Raw genomic sequence first — 26,031 nt, forward strand, 5'->3', positions numbered from 1 at the left:
AAAAAACTGAAAACAAAAAAGGACCACCTTTTAGAAAAGAAGTCTTTTTCTGCTTTTCCCTACGTCGGTGTAAGCCGTATCAGGTTCAAAGGGTCTTTCTCAATTCTTTTCAGAATACCCCTAAAGCATACACAAATTTACAAAAAAAATACGAGGTAGCTCTTAAAGCACCAAAGGCTTCAAAATAAAATCAATAACTTCGTATGGCTTAAAATCATAAATGATGAAAGAGAATAAACCAAGTACAATAAATGAGTTCATAGATAATTCTCCTGAAGAATCCCGTGAGGTGATGATAAATCTTAAAACCCTTATTGAAACCACAGTCCCTAAAGCCGAAGGTGGTATCAGTTGGAACGTACCAATTTATAAATATCACGGTATTGTGGCAGGATTCTCATTAGCTAAAAAACATGTGAGTTTTGGAATTGATGCCTTAACGGAGGAGCTACGTAAAGTCATTGAGGATAAAGGCTACAAAACAGGTAAAAAGACCATTCAGATAAAGTTTAACCAAGACATCCCGTCTACTGAAATAAAAGCGTTGTTATTAAAGCAGATGCAATGTAATGAACAATAAAACAAGCCATATAGTTCTTTGTAACTTAAGTACACAGCCTCCAATCTTGTGATCTAATTCGCAAGTCACCTCTTCAATCACTTCATAATAGCGTAATCCCAAAACAGCAATGCCAGAATAACGAGGACAAACAGAAACGAGCAAACGCGTGGTTGCCATGGTAATTCAAATGGAAGAAGAAGGTTTTGGGCATTGCACCAATACTGAAGCTTGCCAAGTGGAATGCCCAGAAGATATTTCGGTACTAAAGTTAGTAATACTCTATTCTAAACTGATAATGGACTTAGGGTTGTTGTCTGTAACAATCACATTCAATATAGGTGTTTATATTTTAATTGCTTAAGCATTGTATTGAGAGGTGTATTCCATTCGAATTGTAGAAAAATACATAGTATATCCAAAATACGACTATTAGTACACTATTTTAAGTCATTTATACAAAGGTTCTTTATAGGTACAGTTATAAATTAGATATTTGAACGTAAAACAAATATTAATTGGCGTTTATTATGAGTCTAAAAATTAGTTGTTTAACTGTATGTTAGTTCATGTTTATCGCTGTAAATCTTTTTAATTAAACTTTAAAATTATGACTTTAAAATCACTTTGTTTAGGAGTGTTTATTGCGGTTCTCGCTCCATTCGTTTCTAATGCACAAGACCAAACAAAACTCGGCGGATACTTAGCTTATGGTACTGAGATAGAAAATATTGGTATAGGTGTCAATGCAGAATTTCCTATTGCCGACCAATTAACTATAGCACCAAGCTTTACCTATTTTTTACCTAAAGATGAATTTGGAGTAAAAGTTAATTGGTTTGAACTAAACGGAAATGTCAATTATTACTTTGTAGACTCATCAAACATTAGTGTTTATGGTCTAGGCGGACTTAACTACTCAAGTGTTAAGGTGTCTTACGATGACGCTGTTGGATTTGGTGGTGATTTTTCGGCTTCTGATGGTCGCTTTGGGCTTAATTTAGGAGGAGGTGCTAACTTCGAAATTGGTAGTAATATCTTGCCATTTGCAGAGCTAAAGTATGTTATAATTGATGGCGGTCAACTAGTTATTGCTGCTGGTGTAAAATTTAATATTTAAAAAAAAAACCTATGATGAAAGTAAAAAATAATGTATTAAAAGTCCTATTTATAAGCCTAATGTTTTCATTTGCAGCTTGTAGTAGTGATGATGATAATCCAAATGATGATAATGGTGGAACAATTGGAGGCAACCACACCTATGATATAGAGTTGGTGGGTGCTTCTGAAACTATTGAGCTTTCGGCATCTATACCTAACCCTCCTCAAGAAGGTGAAGAGGACGTTTTTAATGTGTCGGCAGTATATGGATCAAATCCTGATGATGGTGATGGTGATGATAATATGGTGATATCGATGTCGATACTTAATAATACCTCATCGGAAATGATTTATGGTTTGTTTAATTTAGGTGATAACCGAGAGGCATTGTATCCTTTTGCTCACCCTGATGATAACAGCGGTGATAATGAGACAGGGTTGATTATAATACCTGGCGGGTCTTCAGCAATATATGAATCTATTTCTGGTACTTTAAATTTTTCAAATGTTAAATTGTCAGGTACTACAATTGCTACTGGTGTAACTAGTTTTACACTCAATTTTTCAGGTGATTTTATAGATGAAGATGATAATATCTATCAAGGCTCTGGTACAATTGTTATCAGTCCTTTAGAAGGTCTTAATTATAATTAATCGTTTAAAGATTTGAAATAAGTAATTATAATACTAAAAGTTTCAAACCAATATAAAATCAATTAAAAATACTGAGTTAGTAATATTTTATTTTTTTTGAAAACTAATATGAAATGGATACGTTCATTTCTTGTATAAAATTGCCCTTATCTAACCTATTAGATTAGGGCATTTTTTTTTGGGGTAACTGACTTAAGTCATAACGCAACATTGTTGAGAGTCCTATTTTTGTGTCATCTATTGATATAATGACTCAAGAAATAGACATCGAAATCTATTTTCCGTAGAATCGAAATACACTAAAAACGATAAAAAAATGACCTATAAAAATGTAACCATAGCAGGAAGTGGGGTTTTAGGATATCAAATTGCATTTCAAACTGCATTTCATGGATTTAACGTCACCGTTTATGATATTAATGATGCTGTTTTAGGTAAAGCAAAAGCAAAATTCAGTAGCCTTGGTGAAGCATTTAAAAGAGACCTAAATGCAACTCAGCAACAATTAGATAAAACATTTCAAAACTTAAGTTACACATCAAATTTGCTAGAGGCAGTTAAAGATGCCGATTTACTTATCGAAGCTGTACCAGAAAATCCAGAAATTAAAATAGATTTTTATACCAAGCTAGCAAAAGTAGCACCTGATAAAACGGTTTTTGTAACCAATTCTTCAACACTATTGCCAAGTCATTTTGCAGAAGCCACAGGGAGACCTTCTAAATTTCTAGCGTTACACTTCGCGAATTCAATTTGGATTCATAATACAGCAGAAATTATGGGACACAACACAACGGACCCTAAAGTTTTTGATGCTGTAGTTGACTTTGCAAAAGCGATTGGTATGCTCGCATTACCTTTACATAAAGAGCAACCTGGCTATATTCTAAACTCTTTATTGGTGCCATTGTTAAATGCTGCTACAAGTTTATTGGTAAATGAAGTTGCTAAGCCAGAAACCATTGACAAAACTTGGATGAAAGCTACAGGAGCACCCGTTGGCCCATTTGGTATACTAGACATTGTGGGTATAACCACAGCATATAATATTGATAAAATAGCGGCAGAAAAAACGAAGGACGACTTAAAATTAAAAACCGTAGCCTACTTAAAAGAAAATTTTATTGATAAAAATAAATTAGGAGTTGCAACCAATGAAGGCTTTTATAACTATCCAAACCCAGCGTATAAGGATGCTGATTTTCTAAAATAATTTAAACTTGAGTTCAACTTATGATTTAATGTTTAGACCCCTAAAAAAAAGGCTATAATTCAGTTGAAATTATGAGGACATAAACCGTTTTAATACAGGCAGTGTTCAAAGGTTTACTTTGAAAATAATAAGAGTGATTATCCTATTTTACGATATGAATAATTCTTTGTTTTCCTCAAGGGCAGATTGTGTTGCTGTATAGCCCAAGTTAAAAATGGCGTCCATATTATTCATTCCAAAAGTGCTGTAATTTACCAATTCTTGAGGATTGATAACTAAATCACAATTTGGAAATTTAGTTGAGGATTCTGCCGCCACTTTTATTTTATATGCACGTTCTATTACTGAGTAAGAATGTTTCAAATCTTTCATACTCACCGTTTTTAATGGGTTTACACAGACACCAATAATTTTATCGCATGTGTTTAATAATGGTTCTACCGGAAAATTATTTAGGGTACCTCCATCTACGTAAAACTTCCCGTTTATTTCAGTAGGTGTAAAAACACCAGGAAAAGAAGCGGACGCTATAATCGGTTTAATGAGTTGCCCTTTGCTAAAAATTTTTGATGTGCCATCAACGATATTTGCAGCAGTAATAAATAAGGGTTTTTTTAAAGCATCAAAACTATCTTCTGGCAAATAGGATTTAAGATCGTTATAGAAGTTGTCGGAATTTAAAAATCCGGGTTTTTTTCGAGCAAATCGTTTGGTATGAAAAAGCGGTGTTGTTTTAAAGAACGTCAATATTTCCGGCCATGGTACACCAGCGGCGTATAAAGCACCTACAATAGCCCCTGCACTTGCTCCAGCAATATGAGTGGGAAAAATACCGTGTTCTTCTAAAGCTTTAATCACTCCAATATGAGCGGCTCCTCGTGCACCACCACCCGAAAGTACTAATCCTATATTCATGTTACAAAGGTACAAGCTTACTAATAAATGTATAATGATTTTTATAATTATTAGTGTCCGACTAAAAATAATTAAGCTACTAAAATCTTATTTAAATTTCTGGTTTCAAGAGTTTTGAGGCATAAGGCCAAACTACTGGAAAATTCAATTTAAAGCAGAAAAATTTTAATTTTAATAAAGCTTGCCACCAGTGTGTTAGAATTAGGTCTTGGTTCTTTTGTCTAACAGCAAAGCGGTCTTATGTCATTTATATTTACAGAAAACGAGTTAGCATAAATAGAAATAAAGACTGTTGAATATACATGGATGCGCCTTCAGTTTAACCGCTATTTTATGGGCGCACCTAAGGATAAAGATGCGCCACATAGCTTATCTTAGGCTTACGGGCAGCTGCCCCATGCTGGTATATGCTCATTACTTAAAGCACTGTTCAAGGCAAAAAGACTTGGTTCGGATGCAATATTTGCTACGCACCAGAGGCTAAGGTCTTGATTAAAATTGGTGGCATCTCTAAACATCTCATCCATATTTGTTACATTACCAACATTCCAATAGTTGATTTCTTGGTTAAAATTACCAGCACCAAGAAACATCATATTCATATCCGTTACGTTGCCCACATCCCAATTGCTGATATTTCCATTAAAGTTGATGGCACCTCGAAACATATAGCTCATATCAATTACGTTGCCCACATCCCAGTTATTGAGGTTCTGATTAAATTCGCTGGTATTAGTGTCAGAATTAAACATAGTTCTCATGGTTGTGACGTTACTCACATCCCAACTGTTGATGTCTCCGTTAAAGTTTTCAGCATCACGAAACATACCGTCCATATTTGTTACACTGCTCACATCCCAGTCATTGAGGTCACTGTTAAAAGACTTGGCTCCGTTAAACATGCCCATCATACTTGTTACATTGCTCACATCCCAGCTGTTAATGTCTCCGTTAAAGCTTTCGGCACCATAAAACATGTTGTCTAAGAGTGTTACGTTACTCACATCCCAATGACTGATATCTCCGTTAAATGACCTGGCATTGTGAAACATGGCTGCCATAACTGTTACGCTGCTCACATCCCAACTGCTTATGTCTTCATTAAAATTACTATCACCAATAAATAAATTTCTCATACTTTCTATACCACTTGTACAGGTAGTATTGGCGTTGCCGGGAGTAATCTGGTCAGCCGTACGTTTAGTATACGTTATCCCATTTATAACACCTGTATCTCCCACAGCCGCATCAGGCGCCATTACGGTTACGCCATTATCGGCCAAATAAAATAAGGGCAGACTCTCAAAGACTGCTGTTACGGTTTTAGTGGCATCTACCGTAAGTTGAATGGGATTATCGGTGCCTGTTACATCTCCCTGCCATTCTTTAAATTCCCAGCCATCAACAGGAGTGGCAGTAATAGCTATTTCTTGGCCCTCCTCAAATTCTCCGCTTTCTGGAGAAATGGTTCCGCCTTCACTAGGGGAAGCGCTTATGCTAACCTGAAAGGTTGTTTCTTCGGGAGGTGTATCGCTGTCGTCGTCTTTGCTGCAACTGGCAACGGTAAAGCATACAAAAAGTAGCATTAATAAGGATTTGAATTTAACGTTAATTGTTTTCATTTTTTTTAATTTTTGGGGTTATACTTTTTTTAATTTGTATTCTTAATTAGTTTATATCTTAAATCTAACACCGGCTGCGAGCACAAGCTGTCCTCCGTCTATAATGACGTATTTGAGCTCTGCGAACGGCGTAATATTTCCATTGCGTTTAAGCTTGGCACCAATACCAATGTTTTTCAATTTCGGTACCGTAAGCAGGCATTACGCCAATGTTGGTATCTATGTCTTGGGCATTTGTGGTATTTGAAAAGAGGCAAGTAAACACTAGGCTTAACGTGATAAAAAAATTGAGTTTCCATAATATTAATTTTTGGCTAAGTACATTGATTTTTAATTGGCGAAAAGTCTTTTAATATAGGTGGCATTAATTCTTAACTACCCGTTTGATCATAGTTTGGTTATCACCTGTAGTGATTTTTACAAAATATATTCCGGATGCAAATTGAGATAGATCGATTTCGGATTGTGCATCCCAACTTTTTAAAGATTGACCAGTGATAGAAAAGAGATTTATTTTTTGAATATGGTTGGCATTAATATCTAAATGCAAGACGTCAATCACAGGATTAGGATAGGCCGAAAATTCACTTATTTTAGGGGTGTTAACACTTAAACTAGAGGCATCTATTTTATAAAGTTTATTTCTGTTTTGATTAGCAGAATCAGTGGTGCCATAATTAGCTGTAAAATAAAATACTCCATTGACTATTTTATAACTAGATTTCAAATGGTCATTGTTGCCAATATAGATTGGAGAATAAATCGATGTGGTATTATCTGGCTCAACAATTTGGGTTCCTGCAGAGGTACCATCACTCACCCAAAGGTCTTTTCTGTAGGTGGTAGTACCACCAGGACCTACAAAATACACGTTATCATCATAGGAAAATACCGGTAATGGGTTATGATTAAACTCGTTGACCATTACCGTACCCGCAACAGTACCATCTGTTGCCCATAGCGCACTGTTATGGCCTTCTTCATTACTTGCTCCAAAATAGAGTTTGCCGTCATTTTCTATGAAGTTAACGGGATCACCAGATAGAGGTTCACCAGCACCACCTACGCCTGTGTTAAAGTCTATGAATAATTCCGTACCAGCTTCCGTACCGTCGGATACCCAAAGTTCCCGTCCGTAAGTTTCATCTTCAGCAGAAAAATATAACTTTCCGTTATATACTGTAAGATCAGAAGGCTTACTTCCAGAGCTAAATGAACCAATATTCTTGACCATATGAGTTCCACTCTCCGTACCGTCTGTTACCCATAATTCGTTTCCCGAAGAATCTCCGGTTGCTGCAAAGTATATTTTATTGTTAAATGCAGTAAGCTCTCTAATTTGAGTAGTGCCAGATCCAGAACTGATGTCCTTGACCAAGCTTGTCCCTTCAGTCGTTCCATCGGTAATATGAAGTCCTCTATCGAAATAATAGTATTTAGCGGTAAAAAGTAACTTACCGTTATACTCCACAAACGAATGAGCGTAGCTGTGATCTAATTGCAGAGCTATATTTGCTACTAAATGTGTTCCACCTTCTGTTCCGTCAGTAGTCCAAAGTTCCGAGCCAACACTGCCATTGTCTGCTGTAAAATAAAGTTTGTCATTAAGTTTTCCAAAATCAAATATACCAGGATCCCCATAACCAGGAGCGCTCGCTCCATTAGGGTTTATGTTTTTAATAAGAACGGGTTCTGTTCCGTCAAATTTAAAAAGTTCTCTATTCCAATTGCCTTCTTCTTCTTCACGGTAAACAGCACTAAAAATTAATTGGTCATTTAATACAGTTAAACTATGAGGTTGAGTACCAGGATGTTCTTCTGTTGCAGATCCTGTATATTTAACGGTAGTAATGCCATCAGTACTCCACAACCATTCTTTGCCATCGGCATCCTGAGCGCAGAAAAACAATAATCCGTCATATTCCGTTAAAAATCTAGGATGGAATGCTTCTGAACTAACCAGTTCAGGGGCTTGAGCTATTAATGATGTACCAAAAAACAACGCAGCCAAGATGAGGCATAACTTATGCTTTTTATGGAAGAAATTTTTGATGTGTTTTGTTGTATTGTAGTTCTTTAACATGATTTTTTAAGGATTGCGTTGTTATTAAATATTCTTAAACCATTCTTCATATTTCGCACCGAGAAAAGGTACTGGTTTTTGTTTTCCATTAATAGCATTGAGAAGCCCTACAACCCATAAATAAAGCATTATAAACATTCCCAAGAAGCTGACGATCCATCCTAAAATGGGGATCATTCCAACCACACCTAAGGCTAATCCGGTAAGGCCTAAACCCAAAGATTGTTTGATGTGATAACTAGGAAAAGCGTGCTTTTTATCATTGTTCATTACAAAAGCGATAATCAGACCTATTAAAGTGATGTAGGAGATGACTGCAATATTTTTTTCTTCACTGCTAAGGGATTCATTCATATCATTTGAAGTTTCTACAGAATGTGTTTGGGGTGTGTCTGTGTTTGTGTCCATAATTGTTTTAAAAGCAAATGTTCATATATATGGCTGATATTCAAAGATGAATTGTGTCAATGGGGCTAAGAACTTTATAACCTACATGATTTTGAATGTAATTGGAAATACCGACTATTGGTCTAATTTGTACGATTACCAAACATCCGCGGATTTAAGCTAAATACAGTGTGTTTTATGCAAGCCATACAATTATATTTAGGTTCCTCTATTTTTTTAGTAACTTAGAAAACCATTCATTAAAAAATTCATCGAAATGATAAAAATAATTCTTGTTGACGACGAACCTAAGGCTATAAAAAGTTTAGAATGGGAGATTGCTAATTTTTGCCAAGGCGTGGAGGTTATGGCGACCTTTACAAAACCAAACGAAGCTATTGCTTATTTACAGAAGAATAATCCAGATTGTGTTTTTCTAGATGTAGAAATGCCAGAAATGGATGGATTTAAATTTTTAGATTACTTTAAAAATAGAACCTTTCGTGTGGTTTTTATAACGGCTTATAACCAGTATGCCATTAAGGCTATTAAAGAGAATGCTATGGATTATTTATTGAAGCCCATAGACTCTGATGATTTGGTATTAACGATTGAAAAGATCAAGGCTGATAAATTAAATACGCGTACTTATGACGCTCTGGAAGAACGCTTGAGTGCAAACACCAAAAAAAGAATTGCCATTCCTACAGAAGGCAAGTTAATTTTTGTGAATACAGAAAATATTCTTTATTGCAATAGTGATGGCAACTACTGCAAAATCCATATGGTAGATAAAAAACCTTTGTTTGTTTCCAAAAAATTAAAAGAAATTGTGTCCATTTTACCTGATGATGATTTTTTTCGGGTCCACAATAGCTATGTTATTAATCTAAAAAAGGTTAATGAATACTTAAAAACAGATGGCTATGTTATTTTAGACAATCATAAAAAAATTCCGGTTTCACGAAGTAGAAAATTAGCTTTTTTGGATAAAATATAATACGAATGGAGTTTGTACCCTCACTTTTCTTTTGGCAATTTACGGTATCCGCCTTAGCCATCCTTGGTGTAATGAGTCTAATTATTGGCTATAACTCAAAGGAGAAAAGTTTTTTGTTATATACAATCTACACATTTTTCTTATTATTTTATTTTATACTCATAAGTCCTTATGATATTGAATGGCGAGATCAACTTCTCGCTACACGCTTCAAATCGCTACGTTGGTACACCCAAGTGATTTATAATTGTTCTTATTTTCTGTTTTTCCTTTACTTTTTAGATGTTAAAAAGTACCTCTACGCATTTTACATATTTATCAGAAAAGTTGTTGGTATCGCCTTCTTAGCAGGTACCTCTATTTTTGTTTACGCTATGGTTACCAATAACTCTAGTTTATTTGATAATTTTTATATCTATGTGTTTGTGCCCATTCTGTTTTTATTTGCGATTTATACGCTGTTTAGAGCCTGTTCTATTCCAGGTAAATTGAAATATTTTTTTATTATGGGCGGAGGATTTTTTATCGTTTTAGCAATGATCGCGCTTTTCTTCCCAATTATGGGATGGGAGCTTTTTGCTATTAATCCCTTTACGTTTTTCTATATAGGCATTTTTGTTGAGCAATTTGTGTTCGCTCTTGGTTTGGCCTATAAGGTTAAGGAAATCAATTTTACATTACTCCAAAAATCCATAGAAAACGAACAAATCAAAGAAGAGCAAAATAAAATTCTCGAAGAAAAATTAAAAGAAAAAGAAATTGAAAATATTAGCGTGATGGCTAAAGCGGAAGAAGAACGCGTTTCACGTTTAAAGTCTAAATTTGAAAATGAGATTCATCATCTGCATCTCACCTCTCTACAGAATCAAATGAATCCCCACTTTATTTTTAATGCACTTAACTCCATTAAGGTGTTTTTGATTGATAATGAAAAACAAAAAGCGGTTTATTTCCTTAACAAATTTTCAAAGCTTATTCGGAGTATTTTAGAAAGCAGTAACGTGGAAAAAATCAGTTTAGAAGAAGAATTGAGCATCCTGGCACTTTATGTCAGTATTGAGAATATTCGCTTTGAAGAAGACATAAATTTTACAATCAAAAATCCAGAAAATATAGACCTCCAAAGTATATGGCTTCCGTCAATGATTTTACAACCATTTGTAGAGAACGCTATATGGCACGGACTAATGTTGCGAAAAGGTAAAAAGCACATAGATCTAATTTTATCGCAATCAGAAAACGCCGTTATTTTACTAATTCGAGACAATGGTATTGGTCGTGAAGAATCAAAGCAAAACATTGTAAGAAAATCATTTGAAAAGAAGTCAATCGGGTTGAAGATAACCCAAGATCGACTTAATCATTTCAATCAAAAATATGGATGTAATTATTTCTTTAAAATCAATGACTTAGAAAATGAAAAAAACCTTGCCATTGGTACTGAAATTGAATTCGTATTCTGCTTTAAACAGCCATAAAACCAACTATTTAAATGAGATTTACCTATTGCTAAATACGTGATTTTTTATTGTTTCTTTTATTCTTTCCTAAAGAAGCGTTAATTTTAAAGATAATTTGGCTAAATTGAGAATTAGGCACTTTCAATTTAACTATAAAAACATAAGCGATTAAATGTTCTGCCTTTATTTATAAGAGATAAAACGAAGTATCAATTATTTCTTTATGCGTCCTAAACCTAAAACCATTTAATTTCCGAATTAATTTTGAACCTTTCCTCTTTTCTACATCTTGATGAGCGTAAACAGTTAGAACTTATGTTAAGTACTCTGGTAGGTTTATTGCTACTAACATCTACTGTGAGTACAGCACAATCAATATCGAAACTCGATAGTATTAAATCATTGTACAATGAAACAACTAATGATTCGCTAAAAATAACCCTCGAAATTGAACTCTCAAGAGCACTCCATAAAAACCAGCATGACGAAGAGCAAGAATATGCTTATGCTGAAAGTGCTGTTGAACGCGCACTCCAATATAAAGACACGCTTTTATATGCCAGAGCTTTAGATAATCATGGGCTTCTTTATCGGTTTCATCAACATTATGAAGAGGGATTGGGTTTGCACATTAAAGCTTTTGATCTTATAAAAAATAAAAATGTAAAACCTTATTATAAAATGAGGTTTTCAAATAATGCAGGAGTGGCTGCTAGATACCTTCAAAAGTATGCGATGTCTGTTTTGTATTTTATGAAGGCTCTAAAGATTGCGGATAAGGAGAACGACCTTAGGAATATTTCGATTTCTTGTAATGGCATAGGGAATGCGTTAATCAATATTTCTGGCCGTGAAGATGAAGCCTTACTTTATTTTGAACGTGCCCTGGAGACTGAAAAAACACGGGATAATTCTTTGGGAATGGCAATTAATTACCTTTCCATAAGTGATTACTACATTAGCAAGGAAAAATACAATACGGCTCGTAATTACTTAGATAAATTAGTCGTGCTCAATAAAAAAAGCGGGAATGATTTTGGTTTGGCCCTTACCTATCAATCAATGGGGTTAGCGTACCTAAAAGAATGTAAAGATTTAGGGAAATCAAAATCTTATTTTAATAATGCTCTTGGTCGTTTTAAAATCTTAAATGACAGGCATAGGCAATCAGATATCTTGCTAAATCTAGCAAACATTGAGCTAAAATTAAACAATACTAAGCAAGCAGAAGGTTATTTTTTAGAATCACTAGCACTGGCCAAAGAACTTGGACAGAATGACCTTGCTAGTGCCAACTCTATGAGTCTATCTCAAATTTTTGAAAACAGGAACAATTACAAAAAATCGCTGTATTACTACAAACAATCTAAAGCCTTCGAAGATAGTATTAAGATTACTGATCAAAATATTAAGATTGAAGCGCTTACAAGACAATACAACCTAGAGAAGAAAGAAAACCAAATCCAATTACTGGAGAAGGATAAAGCGCTGCGAATAACGGCAATGGAAAATCAAAAACAATTATCAGAACGGCGAAAGGTAACGTTGTTATTATTGATAGTTGCCTTTGTAATGTTGCTTATTGTTTTTTTACTGCAATATCGAAATTATCGTACCAAGAAAAAAACGACTGCACAAATTCAAAAAACCGAAAAGGAAATAATGAATGCTATTTACGAGCGTAATTTGGCCCAAGCGGAAATTTTGGTAACACGATTGCAAGTCAACCCTCATTTTTTATTTAATAGTCTTAATGCCATTATGTACCTCATTCAGAGTAAACAAAACCTGAGTGCCATAAAATACCTCAAGATCTTTAGCCGTTACACACGGATGGTGTTAGAAACCTCTACACAACATGTTATTTCGCTACAAGAAGAACTTAAATTATCTAGCTATTACTTAATGTTGGAAGAAAACCGTTTTGAAGAAGGGTTTATGTATGAAATAAAAGGTGACGACTGCCTAGAGGTTCAAGATGCGGTGATACCTCCCTTATTGTTGCAACCTTTTATAGAAAATGCGATTTGGCATGGTTTACTGCCTAGTACCTCAGATAATAAACTACTTCTTATAGAGATAGTTCCCGATTCAGAAAATTTACAAATAATTATTGAAGACAATGGGGTGGGAAGAAATAATAACGTAAAAAAGAGTGTAAAAAAACCTCATAAAAGCATGGGGATGCAGATTATACAAGAGCGGGTAGAACTGTATAACCAAAGTTCCTCGGATAAAATAAATATTGAAATTGTTGATAAAACAGATAAAGACGGGCAGCCAGCAGGAACAAAAGTGATTATAAATTTATTGAGAGATAAACATTAAAAGAAACAAACTCCCTATAGATATGTTGTCAAAAATAACGACAGGAATTAAAGATTTTTAATTGACCAACCATCTTACAATTTAAAATGCAATAGACCCTATTACCGAAATTAAATCATTCAAGCTTCTTAAAAATATAAACCAACGCTTCATAACCAGATTTTGTATTATCCTTATTGCGCCAATCGGCATTAGGAATTTCTTCTAACTTTAAAGTAGTGGCATTAATTTGAATAATTCGGTATTCCGTGATAAGTGGAAACGGACTATCTTGATAAGGGTGACTATCTTCCAATTTAATCTTTAAGGTATTTTGCTCCACGTGGTATCTTCCAATTAGATATTCGTTTATAGTACAGGCTTCATCATACCAACGTAAATTCATTTTATGATCTGAGGAAAAGCGCAATCGATCACTTTGACTACTACAAACATTGATATAGTCATAAAGACGTTGGTTAGAACCATTAATTATTGTTCCAGTTTGTTCAAAAGCCCAGCTTCCCCAAAGACTTTTAGGGAGTGGCTGTTGAAACGAGGCACAACTCATCAGCATAGTACAAACAAGTAATAATAAAATGGCATTCTTTATTTTGAAGCTTTTCATGTGTTTAGATTTATTGTTTTTTTAATTGTCATTCCTATAGCTATCAGAACTGTTCGCTATTAATTAGCCCTTAAAAGGATAAATTGACTGAAATATCACTACATAAACAAGAACTATTTTATAATCAGTAGATGTCAATGTTTTGTTAGGGTTTTTTAATGGGTGAATGGTATTTTATTTGAGTGAAGGTCTGATTGTGAAAAAATTAAATTCAAATTCAGTTTTTTAAACATAGAACTTGTTTTGAAACACAGGGTTTAAACCATTAAGTTTTTCGCACTAAACATTTGGGATTCATCTCAAGTGTTTCTAAATTTTGTAACAATTATTAAATTTTCACGACACATCTTAATAAACAACACTATTGAATATCACAACAAACACCATAACATCAGATGATAAAGAAGCCTTAAAGCAAGCTAAATATAGCATGCATAATTTAGGTTGGGCTATTCGTAATGTCAATAAAATTGGAAGTACGGTAGAAACAGGTGTGAGTTATGTCCCAGAAAAAGTCTTAGTTAAAGTACAGAAGATTACAGAATCTGTATTATTAAAAATTATAAAGGCTAATTTATTAACGATTAAAAAGAATCAGTCGTTTAAGAAGCCTTCAAAAAACACCTATAAAAGCATTGTGACTGGCACCGGAGCGTTAAGTGGTTTTTTTGGAGCCTCAACAGGTTTGGGAACGGCTATTTTTGCGTCTGAAGTCACAATTACAACTAAATTCATTATGCGAACCATAATGGATATTGCACGCAGTGAAGGTGAGGATATCTATTCTTTGGAAGGCCAAATGGCATGCTTGCAAGTTTTTGCGCTTGGTGGAGATTCAGTAGATGATGATGGTATGGAAATGAGTTACTACACTACAAGGATGGCTCTAAATTCAGCATTAAATAATGTATCATCAGCTGGGATAAAGATGGGATTAGAAAGCCTAGTTAAAGGAGCAAGTGTTTTAGGTTCTAATGCGGTTAGTAATTTCTTATCTAAAATTGCAGCTAGATTAAGTCTTTTAATTAGTGAAAAATTTCTAGCACAAGCCGTACCTGTTGCAGGAGCGATTGGAGGAGGTGGCTTAAACTATGTATTTGTAGATCATTTTCAGAACATGGCAACGGCACATTTTACAATTAGACGACTAGAACGAAAGTATGGCGAAGCAGCGGTTAAATTGGCTTATGAGGCTATAAAAACAAACATTAAAAGGTAGTGATCTATGGTGTGACAACTAATTTCATACAAAAAAACCAACCATAAATGTCTTCATGGTTGGTTCAGCTATTAATCAAGTAAGATAGGTGATTTACTTAGGGATAACTCAAATTTAAAAGTCACAATTTTCGTTTTCAAACTCTAAATCATCATCACCAATTTCAAAGTCCACTTCAAACGCATCATCATCATCGTCGTCATCGTCATTATCGATGTCATCTAATCTCCAAGTGTCGTTTATGTCATCAAATCCTGGAATATCGAAAGTGACATAAATGCTATTGCCTGATTCCTCAACAGACCACGTGCCAGTCTCTGTATTGTTTCCCCAAGTAACTGTAACTCCATTGTCTATAGAGAAATTAAACCGGTAACCGATATAGTTGTTATCTAAGTTGTTGTTATTGCGTTCTAAGTCGTCAATATACCAATCTGAACACGCTGACAAAACAGTTTCTAAACGTTCTATTGAACAATTACCGCAATCATCATCAAAATCAATGTCATCGTCGTCACTAGAACAAGTAGCAGACATCAGTGAGAAACCTAACATTAGCAATAAGCCGAAATACATTCCTTTTTTCATAATATTTATATTTTAAGTTTATTTTTTAATTACAATTATCGTTTTGAAATTCTAGCTCGTCATCGTCTCCAATTGCAAAATCAATTTCTACGTCATCATTATCATTATCGATTTCATCGAGATGCCAAGTTGTATTGATATCATCAAATCCTGGAATATCAAATGTTACTGTGATGTCGTTGCCTGTTCCGTTAATAACCCAAGTACCGCTTGCGCTGTTACCACTCCAAGCCACTGTTACGGTTTCATCTGCGAAGAAGTTAAAAAGGTAGCCATTATAGTTGTTTTCCAAATCATTATCATTGCGTTCTAGCTCGTCAATGTGCCAATCAGAACATGCCGTTAATACAGACTGTAATTGGCTTGGTGTACAATTATTACAATCGTCATCACCATAATCGAAATCATCATCTTCATCGCAATCATCATCAAACTCATCAATAGCATCATCTAGCTCATTAAAATTGTTAATTACAATTTCGGTGCCATCAGCAATGACAATACTTATAGGGAATTCAAAACCTATTAAATCATCTTCATCTATATCGTCTATAAATTCGTAAAGGTCATAATCGTTAGTAAAGGTTAGTGTCTCAATAACTTCATTATTGGTGTTAAAAACTGAAGCTGAAATAGGATATACAAAATCTAAACATTCTATATCATCATCAAACTCATTTTCATCATTACAATCGTCTGCATAATCTTCTAGTTGGTCTAAACTATTGACTTGCGTTTCTGTATAGTCTGCAAAAATGATGGTGATAGGAAATTCAATATCTATAGTATCATCATCGTCATCGAATTCATCTAAAATGTCTTCAAGATCGTCATAATCATCAATATTGGTAATGGTTAATTCTACTCCATTAATCGTTACTGAGATAGGAAGTTGAATCGTAAAACAGTTGGCATTATAAACGATATTATCTATAGAGCCATCGTTCATAGTGACTTGTTGAATTTGGCTTGCTAAAACCGAATTGGCTTGTAAGGTAGATTCTGTTGGTGGATCAATACTTAAATCGTCTTCAGTTCTACAAGACGTCATGGTTAGGAATAATCCAACTAAGGCAAAAAGTAAAGGTTTAATTGTTTTCATTTTGATTTTTATGGTTAAGTTTTTAATTTAAAAGGCTTTTTAATTACTGCCTTTATACTTAGAACAACTCAGTAATTAAATGTCCCAAGAAATTCTTATTTTTTTTATTTATGCAATTGTAACTCGAGTTGTTTTAGGCTTTTTATTGTGGTTTTTAGTTTCATAAGACGAGATTGAATAAGTTGATATTTATAGGAGTTAAGTTTATGGTTTGCGTTTGTTTCAATTTGTTTTTCTAATTCTAAAACCTTGTGATTATAATCTCGTAACTCCCTTTTTTTGATGATTGCTATAGTAGCAAGTAAACGGCTAGTTTTTTTACTTTCAATAGATGGATTCATATCTTTTTGAGGTTTTAAATTTGGGTTATAGTTTTAAAACAACTAAATAATAGAATCTCCCAAATTATATTATGGTAATTGTCATTTCTAACCTAAAATTTGAACTTGATGATTTAGTAACATTTACTTTTTTATGGTTTTTAAAAAAAAAGTATACTTTTGAAGATTCAATTTCAAACCTCACTTTTTAATTGCCTAAGTCGCTTCATAAAGATGTCTGTAATAAATTGCGCTTTTCTAAACTCTATGAAAAGTATGCACAGAGTATGAGTAACATTTTGTATTACAAATATGGTGACTTATTAAATCCATCAGATAAAGTACAAGATGCTTTTATTAAATTATGGGAAAATTGTGCAAAAGTAGCACCTGAAGCCGCAAAATCTTACTTATATACAGTTGCTAATAATATGATGTTAAATGAAGTGAAGCACCAAAAGGTAGTTTTTAAACATCAGGAAGTAAAGCCACAAGATTATACCAACGAGACGCCAGAATTCATGATGCGTAAAAAGGAATTTTTAAAACGCTATGAAACCGCCTTGTCTACATTAAAGGAAGAAGAACGTGCGGCTTTTCTTTTATGTAAGGTCGATGGAAAAACTCACAAAGAAATTGCAGAGCTATTAAATGTGACCAAAAAAGTTGCTGAACATAGAATTTATGCCGCTTTAAATAAATTGAAAGACCAATTAGAAGAGCTTAACTGAAAATATTTTCGGGACAATTGAAAGTTAAGTTGTTTTATAAGTATAGCATCAAGTTATGGACAAAGAATATGTACTAAAAAAATGGTTGGAAAACGACTTGTCTGAAGCAGAGGCGGAAGCCTTTAAGGCTTTAGATGATGCCAAGCTGTATGAAGAAATAGCAGAAGAGGCACATCGCTTTAGTGGCAATCACCAAGCAAAAGTGCCAACGTTTGAAACCATAAATAATAAATTAAAGGAAAAGAATGTGGCATCATTTAACTGGATGCGTATTGCGGCGCGTATCTCAGCTGTTATTGTTATTGCATTAACCGTGTTTTTATATTGGAATAGAGATGTTACTACTACAGTTTCAACCGAAATAGCACAAAAGGAAACCATTACACTTCCAGATAATTCTATAGTAGAACTTAATGAATTATCGTTATTGGATTATAATGTTTCTAACTGGAACGAAGAAAGAACCCTAAGTTTAAAAGGGGAAGCATTCTTTGATGTCGAAAAAGGAAAACGCTTTGATGTGACCACTAAACTCGGAAAAGTAAGTGTCTTGGGGACTGAATTTAATGTCCTCTCTAAAGGTGATCTTTTTAAAGTCACTTGTTACGAAGGTTTGGTGCAAGTGCGTTATAATGATGAGGTCATTGAACTTCCAGCAGGTTCAGAATTTAGTTTAGATTCAGGAAATGCTCAAAAGTCTAACATTGTTATAGCGGAACCTCATTGGTTGAAAGACATGAGTGTATTTAAAAACACGCCAATAAAAGCGGTTCTTACAGAACTTGAACTTCAGTACAGTATCACCATTTCAGATTCTATTAGTACAAAGAACTTAAGATTTACAGGTGCGTTTGAGCATAATAACCTTAACAATGCTTTAAAATCCATAACACAGCCATTAGATTTGACCTATGAGATTATAAATAATAAAGAGGTCACCATACAGAATGCCAAAAATTAATTATATAATTTTTTTTATAAGTTTCCTATGTGGCTTTTCTAGTATTGGCGCACAAACTCATAACGAAAAAGTGTTAATGCTTCAGGCGCTAAATGAGATTTCTAAAGCGCATAATATTACGTTTAATTACAAAAGTGACCTTCTTAAAGGTGTTTATGTAGTTCCTGTTACCGAGAATCTCAGTGTTAATGCTAAAATTAAAAATTTAGAGCAACAAACGGATTTTGTATTTACAAGAATTAGCGATGTCGTAATTACCATATCTAAGCCCTTAAGCATTTGTGGTTATATACAAGACTCATTAGAAAACCCGCTTTATGGTGCAACAATCTATACAAAAGGTGACTATGCAGTTACCAATGAGGATGGTTATTTTGAAATTGAAGTTCCATCTTCTGATGCTGTTTTAACGATTCGGTTTATCGGTTTTAAAACCATAGAACGCCAAGCCAAGTATTTTAACTTAAATAGTTGCGAACCTATACTATTACTTGAAGAAACAGAAGTCTTTAGTTCTGTATTACTCAACGCTTATATTATTAAAGGTATCGATAAACGCCAAAATGGAAGCATCGCCATAGATTATAGTAAGTTCACACTGTTACCAGGGCTTATTGAGTCTGATGTGCTCCACACGGTTCAAGCATTGCCAAGTGTACAAAGTGTTGACGAAACAGTTTCTAATATTAATATACGAGGCGGTTCTAACGATCAAAATCTATTACTTTGGGATGGGATTAAAATGTATCAATCTAGTCATTTTTTCGGACTGATTTCAAGTTTTAATCCGCAAATGACGCAAACCGCAACGGTCATTAATAATGGAACAGATGCGTCCTTCACAGACGGTGTGTCTGGAACTATTGATATGCATTCAAATACAACGATTGAAACTAATTTTAAAGGCTCTTTCGGTCTCAATCTTTTAAATGCTGATGTGTTTTTAAATGTTCCAGTGGGAAAAAAGTCTTCAGTTCAACTTGCAGGACGGAAATCTATTGATGAGTTAGTGCGCACACCAACCTACGACACCTATTTTGAACGCGTAACACAGCACACAGAAGTACAAGAAAACGTATCTAATGTCAATAACTCCAACCAATCTTTTGATTTTTATGACACCTCCATACGATGGCTTTACAACCCGACTGATAAGGATTTTATTCGCTTAAACTTTCTACTAGTTCATAACGATTTAACTTTTGATGAGTCTGCATTTTATAATGGAATACAAGAATCACGAGAAAGCAGTATTTCCCAAAACAGTTTATCTGCTGGTTTCAATTACCGACGCCAGTGGAATGATAAATGGAGTACAGTTCTTAATGTATATAACACAGATTATAAGTTACAAGCCGTAAATGCGAATATTATGGCAGAGCAACGGTTTTTACAAGAAAATATAGTGTCTGAAACTTCAGTAAAACTAGAAGGCTTTTATACCCAAAACCAATGGCAGTTTAATTTAGGTTATAATTTTACTGAATCTAAGGTTACAAACTTAAACGATATTGATGTGCCAAGATTTGTAAGACGAGATGAAGAAATTGTAAGAGAACAGGCTGTATTTGCACAAACTCAGTTTCAAAATGAAAATAAAGATGTCAATGTAAACTTAGGTGCAAGAATTAATTATATCGAGAAGTTTGATGAACTAATTATAGAACCACGATTAAGTATTAGAAAAACCTTAGGAAACCATTTTGAATTGGAAGCTTTGGGGGAATTTAAACATCAAAACACCTCGCAAATAGTCAACTTTCAAAATGATTTTTTAGGAGTTGAAAAGCGACGATGGCAACTTTCAGATAACGACAGTATTCCTATTCTTAAAAGTAAACAAGGGTCTATTGGGTTGCTTTATAGAAATAAAGGATGGTTGTTGGATGCCAAAGCATACTATAAAACCGTAGATGGTATTACAACGCAAAGTCAAAGTTTTACCACTAAGTATGAATTTGAAAAAGAAAAAGGCAGTTATGATGTTTTCGGTGCTGAAATTTTAGTCCGAAAGAACTTTAACAATCTAAACACTTGGTTAAGTTATGCCTACATCAAAAACGATTATACCTTTCATACGCTCGAAGAAGTAGAGTTTCCCAGTAATTTTGATATTACTCATGCCTTTACGTTAGGAACCACCTATAGTGATGACTCATGGAAAATATCTGCAGGACTTAATTACCGTTTGGGTAAACCAACCTCCATACCAATACAGGGAAATGAAGTTGTAGAAAATACCATCAATTTCGATAGTGCAAATAACGAAAGATTACAAGATTATTTAAGAATAGACGCTTCTGCACTGTATAAATTTAAAATCAGTAAAGGGTTACGATCAGAAGTAGGTATTTCGGCATGGAACATTTCCGATGCTGAAAACCCAATAAATAATTATTATAGAATCGATGCAGAAAATCATGCGGTAAAATTCACCAGATATTCATTAGGTATTACAACTAATGCTGTTTTGCGAGTTTATTTTTAGAAACTGTTGGTAGTTAAACGCTTATTTTGTGATTTGAGCGCGTTCATTATGGTGGTTATTTAATTTTAATATTATATTTGCATACATATTTAATTAGAAATGTAGGTAACTTCCCTAATTTAACCTTATTTTGTGCATTTTGTCGATAATATTTACCGTTTGAAGATGTTTTTTAGTGAATTTAATTTTGTTAACTCGTTTTTTTTTATACTTTTACACCATAATCAATAGAATGCACAAGAAGAATATGTTTGCCTCTATCTTAGTTTTTTTCGTTGGCTTTGCATCTATGGCTCAGAGTGCTACTGGAGCGCCACCACCACCAGCACCACCAGGGCCACCAGGTTTTCCGATTGATAATGGACTAATTGCTTTGTTTATACTAGCATTAGGCTATGGTGTTTATAAATCGTATAAATTGTCTCAAAAAAAAGCTTAATGTCTTAGTTCATTAAGGCGTTTTACATATTTCCCGATAACATCAAACTCTAAATTTATAGTATCACCAACTTTTATAGTTTTAAAAGTAGTGTGATTATAGGTATATGGTATAATAGCGACTGAAAAACAATTCAATTCAGAATTTACAACCGTTAAACTCACTCCATTTACGGTAATGGACCCTTTTTCAATAGTAATGTTGTTAAGACCTTTGTCATATTCAAAAGTAAATATCCAACTACCGTCTTCTTCTTCAATGTTAACGCAGTTTGCAACCTGATCTACATGACCTTGCACAATATGGCCATCTAAGCGATCACCAAGTTTCATAGCACGTTCAATATTTACGAGTTGGTTTTCTTTAAGCAGTCCTAAATTAGTTTTGTCTAGAGTTTCTTGTATGGCTGTAACCGTATATGAATCTCCCTTTATTCTAACCACAGTTAAACACACACCATTATGAGCAACACTTTGATCTATTTTTAGTTCATTAGTTATAGAGGTATGCACTGTTATGTGAAGGTTTCCTCCGTCTCTATTTAATTTTTTAATGGTGCCGAGATCTTCTATAATGCCTGTGAACATAATTTGTACTTTATTTAGTTAAATTTGCAGTTACAAAGTTAAAGACAAAAAATGAAAAAAGACGAAAAGATAATTGTAGGGATTTCTATAGGAGACTTAAATGGTATTGGCGCAGAAATAGTCATTAAATCTTATGAAGACCCAAGATCTTTAGAGTTAAATACTCCTGTAATTTTTGCTTCGGCTAAAACAATGCAATTCTTTAAGAATCACTTTAACAGTAAAATTAATTTTTTTAGCATTGATTCACCCGATAAAGTGGTTCATGGAAAAGTTAATGTAGTTAATGTATGGGATGAAGCTGTTAAAATTGATTTTGGTTCAGAAGATAAAAAAATAGGTGAATATGCTATTAAATCTCTCGAGGCGGCTACCAAAGCTTTAAAAGAAGGAGCCATTGATGTTTTGGTAACAGCACCAATTAACAAACATAATATTCAGTCTGAGAAGTTTAACTTCCCAGGTCATACAGATTATTTAGCCAAAGCTTTAAATGGAAAAAGTTTAATGTTTATGGTCTCAGATGATTTGCGTGTAGGGCTTTTAACAGACCATGTGCCGCTTAAGGATGCGAGTAATACCATTACAAAAGCCCTTATTAAAGAGAAGATAGCAACGGTTACTAAATCTTTAAAACATGACTTTGGAATTAGAAAACCAAAAATTGCTGTTTTAGCCATTAATCCACATGCAGGTGATAATGGAGTTATAGGCAATGAAGATGATACAGTTTTAAAACCCACCTTAGAAAAAATAAAATCTGAAGGCACTTTAGTTTACGGACCATATTCTGCAGATAGCTTTTTTGGTTCAAGTACATATAAAAACTTTGACGCTATAATTGCTTCTTATCACGACCAAGGCTTAATTCCCTTTAAAACTATTGCCTTTGGAAAAGGTGTCAATTATACAGCAGGTTTAGACAAAGTGAGAACATCTCCAGATCATGGAACAGCCTATGAAATAGCAGGAAAAGGTATTGCAGATGAAAGCTCAATGAAACAAGCCATTGTTACAGCAATCGAAATTTTTAGGCATAGAGAAGAGCATAATTACTATAGTAAAAACCCTTTAAAAAAAGCATCTCGTTAGTTATAAACAAAATTTGTTGATATCTACGCATTAAATTAGGAAAAAGTTATATATTTGCACGCTCAAAATGAATGTGATAATGAAGGCATTAAAATCTTATACTATCCCTTTTGTAGGTTTAAAGGTAGGAGATCATCATTTTGATTATCAAATAGATAATACGTTCTTTGAGCATTTTGAATACGATGAATTCAATGCAGTTGATGTTAAAATCGACCTGAAATTAGAGAAAAAAACAACCCTTTTAGAGTTGCTATTTTCTGCAGAAGGGTGTGTAAATGTAAACTGTGATATATCAAACGAACCTTATAACCAGGACATTAAAGACGAGTTTAAACTCGTAGTTAAATTTGGAAATGAGTTTAATGATGATAATGAAGATATATTAATTATCCCACATGGCGAATACGAAATTAATGTGGCACAATATATATATGAACTTATTATTTTAGCAGTTCCTATTAAAAGAGTTCATCCTGGTATTGAAGATGGCACGTTGCAATCGGATATACTTTCAAAATTAGAAGAATTAAGTCCACAACAGGACGATAAAGAAAAATCATCTGAGGATATTGATCCTCGTTGGAATAATTTAAAAAAACTATTAACGGATAAATAACATTTAAAATGGCACATCCAAAGCGTAAAATATCGAAAACAAGAAGAGATAAAAGAAGAACACATTACAAAGCTTCTGTACCTCAAATAGCAACTTGCCCAACAACTGGTGAGCCACACTTATACCATAGAGCTCATTGGCACGAAGGTAAATTATATTATAGAGGTCAAGTGCTTATTGACAACTCTGTTGAAGAAGAAAACGCAGCATAAGTATTATGCATGCATACAAGAAAACGCTCCTATGTGAGCGTTTTTTTTGTTATTATTTTTTGAATAGAGCAAAAACCACTTACTTTGCGTTACTATTTGCCAAAAAACGCGGAAAATTGAATAAAACACACTGTTTTTCTATCTATTTTTCATACTTTTAATTAATCTAAAAGCTAATAATGAGTAAAATCACAGCGGCAATTACAGCTGTCGGAGGCTATGTTCCTGAATATGTTTTAACGAACAAAATCCTCGAAACAATGGTTGAAACCAATGACGAGTGGATCACCTCAAGAACAGGTATAAAAGAACGTCGAATTCTTAAAGAGGAAGGAAAAGGTACCTCGTTTTTAGCCATTAAAGCGGCAGAGGATTTAATCCAAAAAAAGGGATTAGACCCTAAAGAAATTGACCTAGTTATTGTTTGTACGGCATCACCAGATATGAAAGCCGCATCAACCGCAGCGTATACAGCAACAGAAATTGGAGCCGTGAATGCATTTTCATACGATTTGGAAGCAGCATGTTCTAGTTTTCTTTTCGGAATGTCTACGGCAACAGCTTATATAGAAGCCGGTCGCTATAAAAAAATTCTTTTAATAGGAGCCGATAAAAATTCATCATTTATAAACTATAAAGACAGAGCAACGTGTATTATCTTTGGAGATGGTGCAGGTGCTGTACTTTTTGAACCTAATGAAGAAGGTTTAGGTTTGCAAGATGAATTACTTCGAAGTAATGGTGAAGGAAGAGAGTTTTTACAAGCCACTTACGGAGGGTCGTCTTATCCTATAACCAAAGATACTTTTAACGAAGGAAAACATTATGTCTTTCAAGACGGAAAAACAGTATTCAAAAATGCTGTTTTTAATATGGCAGATGTATCAGAAAGGATTATGAAAAGAAATAATCTAACAAACGATGATATTGCATGGTTAGCAGCGCACCAAGCCAATAAACGTATTATTGATGCTACAGCTAATAGAATTGAATTAGAAGAAGATAAAGTAATGATAAATATTCAGAGGTATGGAAATACGACTTCCGCTACCTTACCATTACTATTGTTTGATTACGAATCACAACTTAAAAAAGGTGATAAAATTATATTTGCTGCCTTTGGTGGCGGATTTACTTGGGGCTCAATTTATCTTAAGTGGGCTTACAATTCCTAATTAAAAACTAACTAATCAAAAAATATCTAAAATTATGGATATCAAAGAAATTCAGAACTTAATTAAATTTGTAGCCAAATCTGGAGCAAGCGAAGTTAAGTTAGAAATGGATGATATTAAAATCACCATTAGAACCGGTTCAGAAAGCGAGACTACAATTGTACAACAAGTACCAATGCAAGCGGCTCCTGTAATGCAACAACCAGCGCCAGTAGCACAAGCTGCAGCACCAGCGCCAGAAGCTGCAGCTACACCAACACCTGCCGCAGAAGATTCTAAATATATCACCATAAAGTCACCAATAATTGGTACATTTTATCGCAAGCCTGCTCCAGACAAACCAGTTTTTGTAGAAGTAGGTACAGATATTAAAGAAGGTGATGTGCTTTGTGTTATCGAAGCGATGAAGTTATTTAACGAAATTGAGTCAGAGGTTTCTGGTAAAATTGTAAAAGTACTAGTTGACGATGCGTCTCCAGTAGAGTTCGATCAGCCATTATTCTTGGTAGATCCATCATAACCCAATTTAAAATTCCAAAGTATAATTTCTGAATACATAGAAATTTGGA

26 protein-coding genes, 2 pseudogenes and 1 riboswitch are annotated in these 26,031 nt (G+C 34.0%); of the genes and pseudogenes, 18 read left to right on the top strand and 10 right to left on the bottom strand.

What is annotated here, in order from left to right:
* Positions 1-39 precede the first annotated feature (39 nt).
* Positions 40-132: riboswitch (TPP riboswitch) on the bottom strand.
* A gap of 91 nt (positions 133-223) precedes the next feature.
* From K1X16_RS10035 to K1X16_RS10055, 5 genes and pseudogenes are all read left to right on the top strand, one after another.
* Entirely contained in the window at positions 224-580 is a 357-nt protein-coding gene (locus K1X16_RS10035) for an iron chaperone (protein WP_225036018.1), read from the top strand.
* Positions 581-737: 157 nt separating this feature from the next.
* Positions 738-923, top strand: a pseudogene (locus K1X16_RS10040) (hypothetical protein); the annotation flags it as partial.
* A 246-nt stretch (positions 924-1,169) separates the two neighbouring features.
* A complete protein-coding gene (locus K1X16_RS10045) occupies positions 1,170-1,679 on the top strand; it encodes an outer membrane protein (RefSeq protein ID WP_195870396.1) in 510 nt (169 codons plus the stop codon).
* 11 nt (positions 1,680-1,690) lie between these two features.
* Positions 1,691-2,314 (top strand): hypothetical protein, encoded by a 624-nt coding sequence (locus K1X16_RS10050; RefSeq protein ID WP_225036020.1) that lies wholly within the window; start codon positions 1,691-1,693, stop codon positions 2,312-2,314.
* 316 nt (positions 2,315-2,630) lie between these two features.
* The gene (locus K1X16_RS10055; protein ID WP_225036022.1) at positions 2,631-3,527 is read left to right on the top strand and encodes a 3-hydroxyacyl-CoA dehydrogenase; all 897 of its coding nucleotides are present in this window, start codon (positions 2,631-2,633) and stop codon (positions 3,525-3,527) included.
* 147 nt (positions 3,528-3,674) lie between these two features.
* Here the strand turns inward: K1X16_RS10055 and K1X16_RS10060 are convergent, their stop codons facing one another.
* The 5 genes and pseudogenes from K1X16_RS10060 to K1X16_RS10080 all read right to left on the bottom strand — a co-directional run bounded on the left by K1X16_RS10060 (position 3,675) and on the right by K1X16_RS10080 (position 8,555).
* Positions 3,675-4,442: a patatin-like phospholipase family protein gene (locus K1X16_RS10060; RefSeq protein ID WP_225036024.1), complete on the bottom strand. Its 768-nt coding sequence runs from the start codon at positions 4,440-4,442 to the stop codon at positions 3,675-3,677.
* A 380-nt stretch (positions 4,443-4,822) separates the two neighbouring features.
* The gene (locus K1X16_RS10065) at positions 4,823-5,725 is read right to left on the bottom strand and encodes a BspA family leucine-rich repeat surface protein (RefSeq protein ID WP_225036129.1); all 903 of its coding nucleotides are present in this window, start codon (positions 5,723-5,725) and stop codon (positions 4,823-4,825) included.
* 27 nt (positions 5,726-5,752) lie between these two features.
* Positions 5,753-6,064: pseudogene (locus tag K1X16_RS10070) on the bottom strand (InlB B-repeat-containing protein); the annotation flags it as partial.
* 364 nt (positions 6,065-6,428) lie between these two features.
* The gene (locus K1X16_RS10075) at positions 6,429-8,147 is read right to left on the bottom strand and encodes a T9SS type A sorting domain-containing protein (protein ID WP_225036026.1); all 1,719 of its coding nucleotides are present in this window, start codon (positions 8,145-8,147) and stop codon (positions 6,429-6,431) included.
* Between the two features lie 24 nt (positions 8,148-8,171).
* On the bottom strand, positions 8,172-8,555 hold the full coding sequence (locus K1X16_RS10080) for a DUF4870 domain-containing protein (protein WP_225036028.1): 384 nt from the start codon (positions 8,553-8,555) through the stop codon (positions 8,172-8,174).
* Between the two features lie 256 nt (positions 8,556-8,811).
* Here K1X16_RS10080 and K1X16_RS10085 point away from each other — a divergent pair, with 256 nt between their 5' ends.
* The 3 genes from K1X16_RS10085 to K1X16_RS18055 all read left to right on the top strand — a co-directional run bounded on the left by K1X16_RS10085 (position 8,812) and on the right by K1X16_RS18055 (position 13,322).
* The gene (locus K1X16_RS10085; protein WP_195870404.1) at positions 8,812-9,534 is read left to right on the top strand and encodes a LytR/AlgR family response regulator transcription factor; all 723 of its coding nucleotides are present in this window, start codon (positions 8,812-8,814) and stop codon (positions 9,532-9,534) included.
* A gap of 5 nt (positions 9,535-9,539) precedes the next feature.
* A complete protein-coding gene (locus tag K1X16_RS10090; protein ID WP_225036030.1) occupies positions 9,540-11,012 on the top strand; it encodes a sensor histidine kinase in 1,473 nt (490 codons plus the stop codon).
* A gap of 339 nt (positions 11,013-11,351) precedes the next feature.
* A complete protein-coding gene (locus K1X16_RS18055) occupies positions 11,352-13,322 on the top strand; it encodes a histidine kinase (protein ID WP_225036032.1) in 1,971 nt (656 codons plus the stop codon).
* A 115-nt stretch (positions 13,323-13,437) separates the two neighbouring features.
* On the opposite strand, the gene K1X16_RS10100 is transcribed toward K1X16_RS18055, so the two are convergent.
* Positions 13,438-13,929 carry a hypothetical protein gene (locus K1X16_RS10100; RefSeq protein WP_225036033.1) on the bottom strand — a complete coding sequence of 164 codons (492 nt, stop codon included), beginning with the start codon at positions 13,927-13,929 and terminating at the stop codon, positions 13,438-13,440.
* 364 nt (positions 13,930-14,293) lie between these two features.
* Between K1X16_RS10100 and K1X16_RS10105 the strand changes: the two genes are divergently transcribed.
* Positions 14,294-15,148, top strand: a complete 855-nt coding sequence (locus tag K1X16_RS10105; RefSeq protein ID WP_225036034.1) for an EcsC family protein — start codon at positions 14,294-14,296, stop codon at positions 15,146-15,148.
* 114 nt (positions 15,149-15,262) lie between these two features.
* Here the strand turns inward: K1X16_RS10105 and K1X16_RS10110 are convergent, their stop codons facing one another.
* From K1X16_RS10110 to K1X16_RS10120, 3 genes are all read right to left on the bottom strand, one after another.
* Positions 15,263-15,736 carry a hypothetical protein gene (locus tag K1X16_RS10110; protein WP_225036035.1) on the bottom strand — a complete coding sequence of 158 codons (474 nt, stop codon included), beginning with the start codon at positions 15,734-15,736 and terminating at the stop codon, positions 15,263-15,265.
* Positions 15,737-15,761: 25 nt separating this feature from the next.
* Entirely contained in the window at positions 15,762-16,838 is a 1,077-nt protein-coding gene (locus K1X16_RS10115; protein ID WP_225036037.1) for a hypothetical protein, read from the bottom strand.
* Between the two features lie 104 nt (positions 16,839-16,942).
* Complete coding sequence (locus K1X16_RS10120; RefSeq protein WP_195870412.1) at positions 16,943-17,179, bottom strand: hypothetical protein; 237 nt, start codon at positions 17,177-17,179, stop codon at positions 16,943-16,945.
* Between the two features lie 227 nt (positions 17,180-17,406).
* Here K1X16_RS10120 and K1X16_RS10125 point away from each other — a divergent pair, with 227 nt between their 5' ends.
* The 4 genes from K1X16_RS10125 to K1X16_RS10140 all read left to right on the top strand — a co-directional run bounded on the left by K1X16_RS10125 (position 17,407) and on the right by K1X16_RS10140 (position 21,777).
* On the top strand, positions 17,407-17,889 hold the full coding sequence (locus K1X16_RS10125; RefSeq protein WP_317190617.1) for a sigma-70 family RNA polymerase sigma factor: 483 nt from the start codon (positions 17,407-17,409) through the stop codon (positions 17,887-17,889).
* A gap of 55 nt (positions 17,890-17,944) precedes the next feature.
* Entirely contained in the window at positions 17,945-18,850 is a 906-nt protein-coding gene (locus K1X16_RS10130) for a FecR family protein (RefSeq protein WP_225036038.1), read from the top strand.
* Positions 18,837-21,338: a carboxypeptidase-like regulatory domain-containing protein gene (locus tag K1X16_RS10135; protein WP_225036039.1), complete on the top strand. Its 2,502-nt coding sequence runs from the start codon at positions 18,837-18,839 to the stop codon at positions 21,336-21,338. Before K1X16_RS10130 ends, K1X16_RS10135 begins: the two co-directional genes overlap by 14 nt.
* Positions 21,339-21,570: 232 nt before the next feature.
* Entirely contained in the window at positions 21,571-21,777 is a 207-nt protein-coding gene (locus tag K1X16_RS10140) for a hypothetical protein (protein WP_225036040.1), read from the top strand.
* Here the strand turns inward: K1X16_RS10140 and K1X16_RS10145 are convergent.
* Positions 21,774-22,364, bottom strand: coding sequence for a riboflavin synthase (locus tag K1X16_RS10145; RefSeq protein ID WP_225036041.1), 591 nt, complete (start codon positions 22,362-22,364; stop codon positions 21,774-21,776). The genes K1X16_RS10140 and K1X16_RS10145 overlap by 4 nt on opposite strands.
* Positions 22,365-22,415: 51 nt before the next feature.
* Between K1X16_RS10145 and pdxA the strand changes: the two genes are divergently transcribed.
* The 5 genes from pdxA to accB all read left to right on the top strand — a co-directional run bounded on the left by pdxA (position 22,416) and on the right by accB (position 25,982).
* On the top strand, positions 22,416-23,456 hold the full coding sequence (gene pdxA / locus K1X16_RS10150; RefSeq protein WP_225036042.1) for a 4-hydroxythreonine-4-phosphate dehydrogenase PdxA: 1,041 nt from the start codon (positions 22,416-22,418) through the stop codon (positions 23,454-23,456).
* A gap of 79 nt (positions 23,457-23,535) precedes the next feature.
* Positions 23,536-24,075, top strand: coding sequence for a YceD family protein (locus K1X16_RS10155; RefSeq protein WP_195870418.1), 540 nt, complete (start codon positions 23,536-23,538; stop codon positions 24,073-24,075).
* Positions 24,076-24,083: 8 nt separating this feature from the next.
* The gene (gene rpmF / locus K1X16_RS10160; protein WP_115815437.1) at positions 24,084-24,287 is read left to right on the top strand and encodes a 50S ribosomal protein L32; all 204 of its coding nucleotides are present in this window, start codon (positions 24,084-24,086) and stop codon (positions 24,285-24,287) included.
* Between the two features lie 179 nt (positions 24,288-24,466).
* Positions 24,467-25,462: a beta-ketoacyl-ACP synthase III gene (locus K1X16_RS10165; protein ID WP_195870419.1), complete on the top strand. Its 996-nt coding sequence runs from the start codon at positions 24,467-24,469 to the stop codon at positions 25,460-25,462.
* 34 nt (positions 25,463-25,496) lie between these two features.
* Positions 25,497-25,982, top strand: a complete 486-nt coding sequence (gene accB, locus K1X16_RS10170) for an acetyl-CoA carboxylase biotin carboxyl carrier protein (RefSeq protein ID WP_195870420.1) — start codon at positions 25,497-25,499, stop codon at positions 25,980-25,982.
* Positions 25,983-26,031: the final 49 nt, after the last annotated feature.

The sequence above is a fragment of the Winogradskyella sp. SM1960 genome (assembly GCF_020179375.1).
In the GTDB taxonomy this organism is placed as follows: domain Bacteria; phylum Bacteroidota; class Bacteroidia; order Flavobacteriales; family Flavobacteriaceae; genus Winogradskyella; species Winogradskyella marina.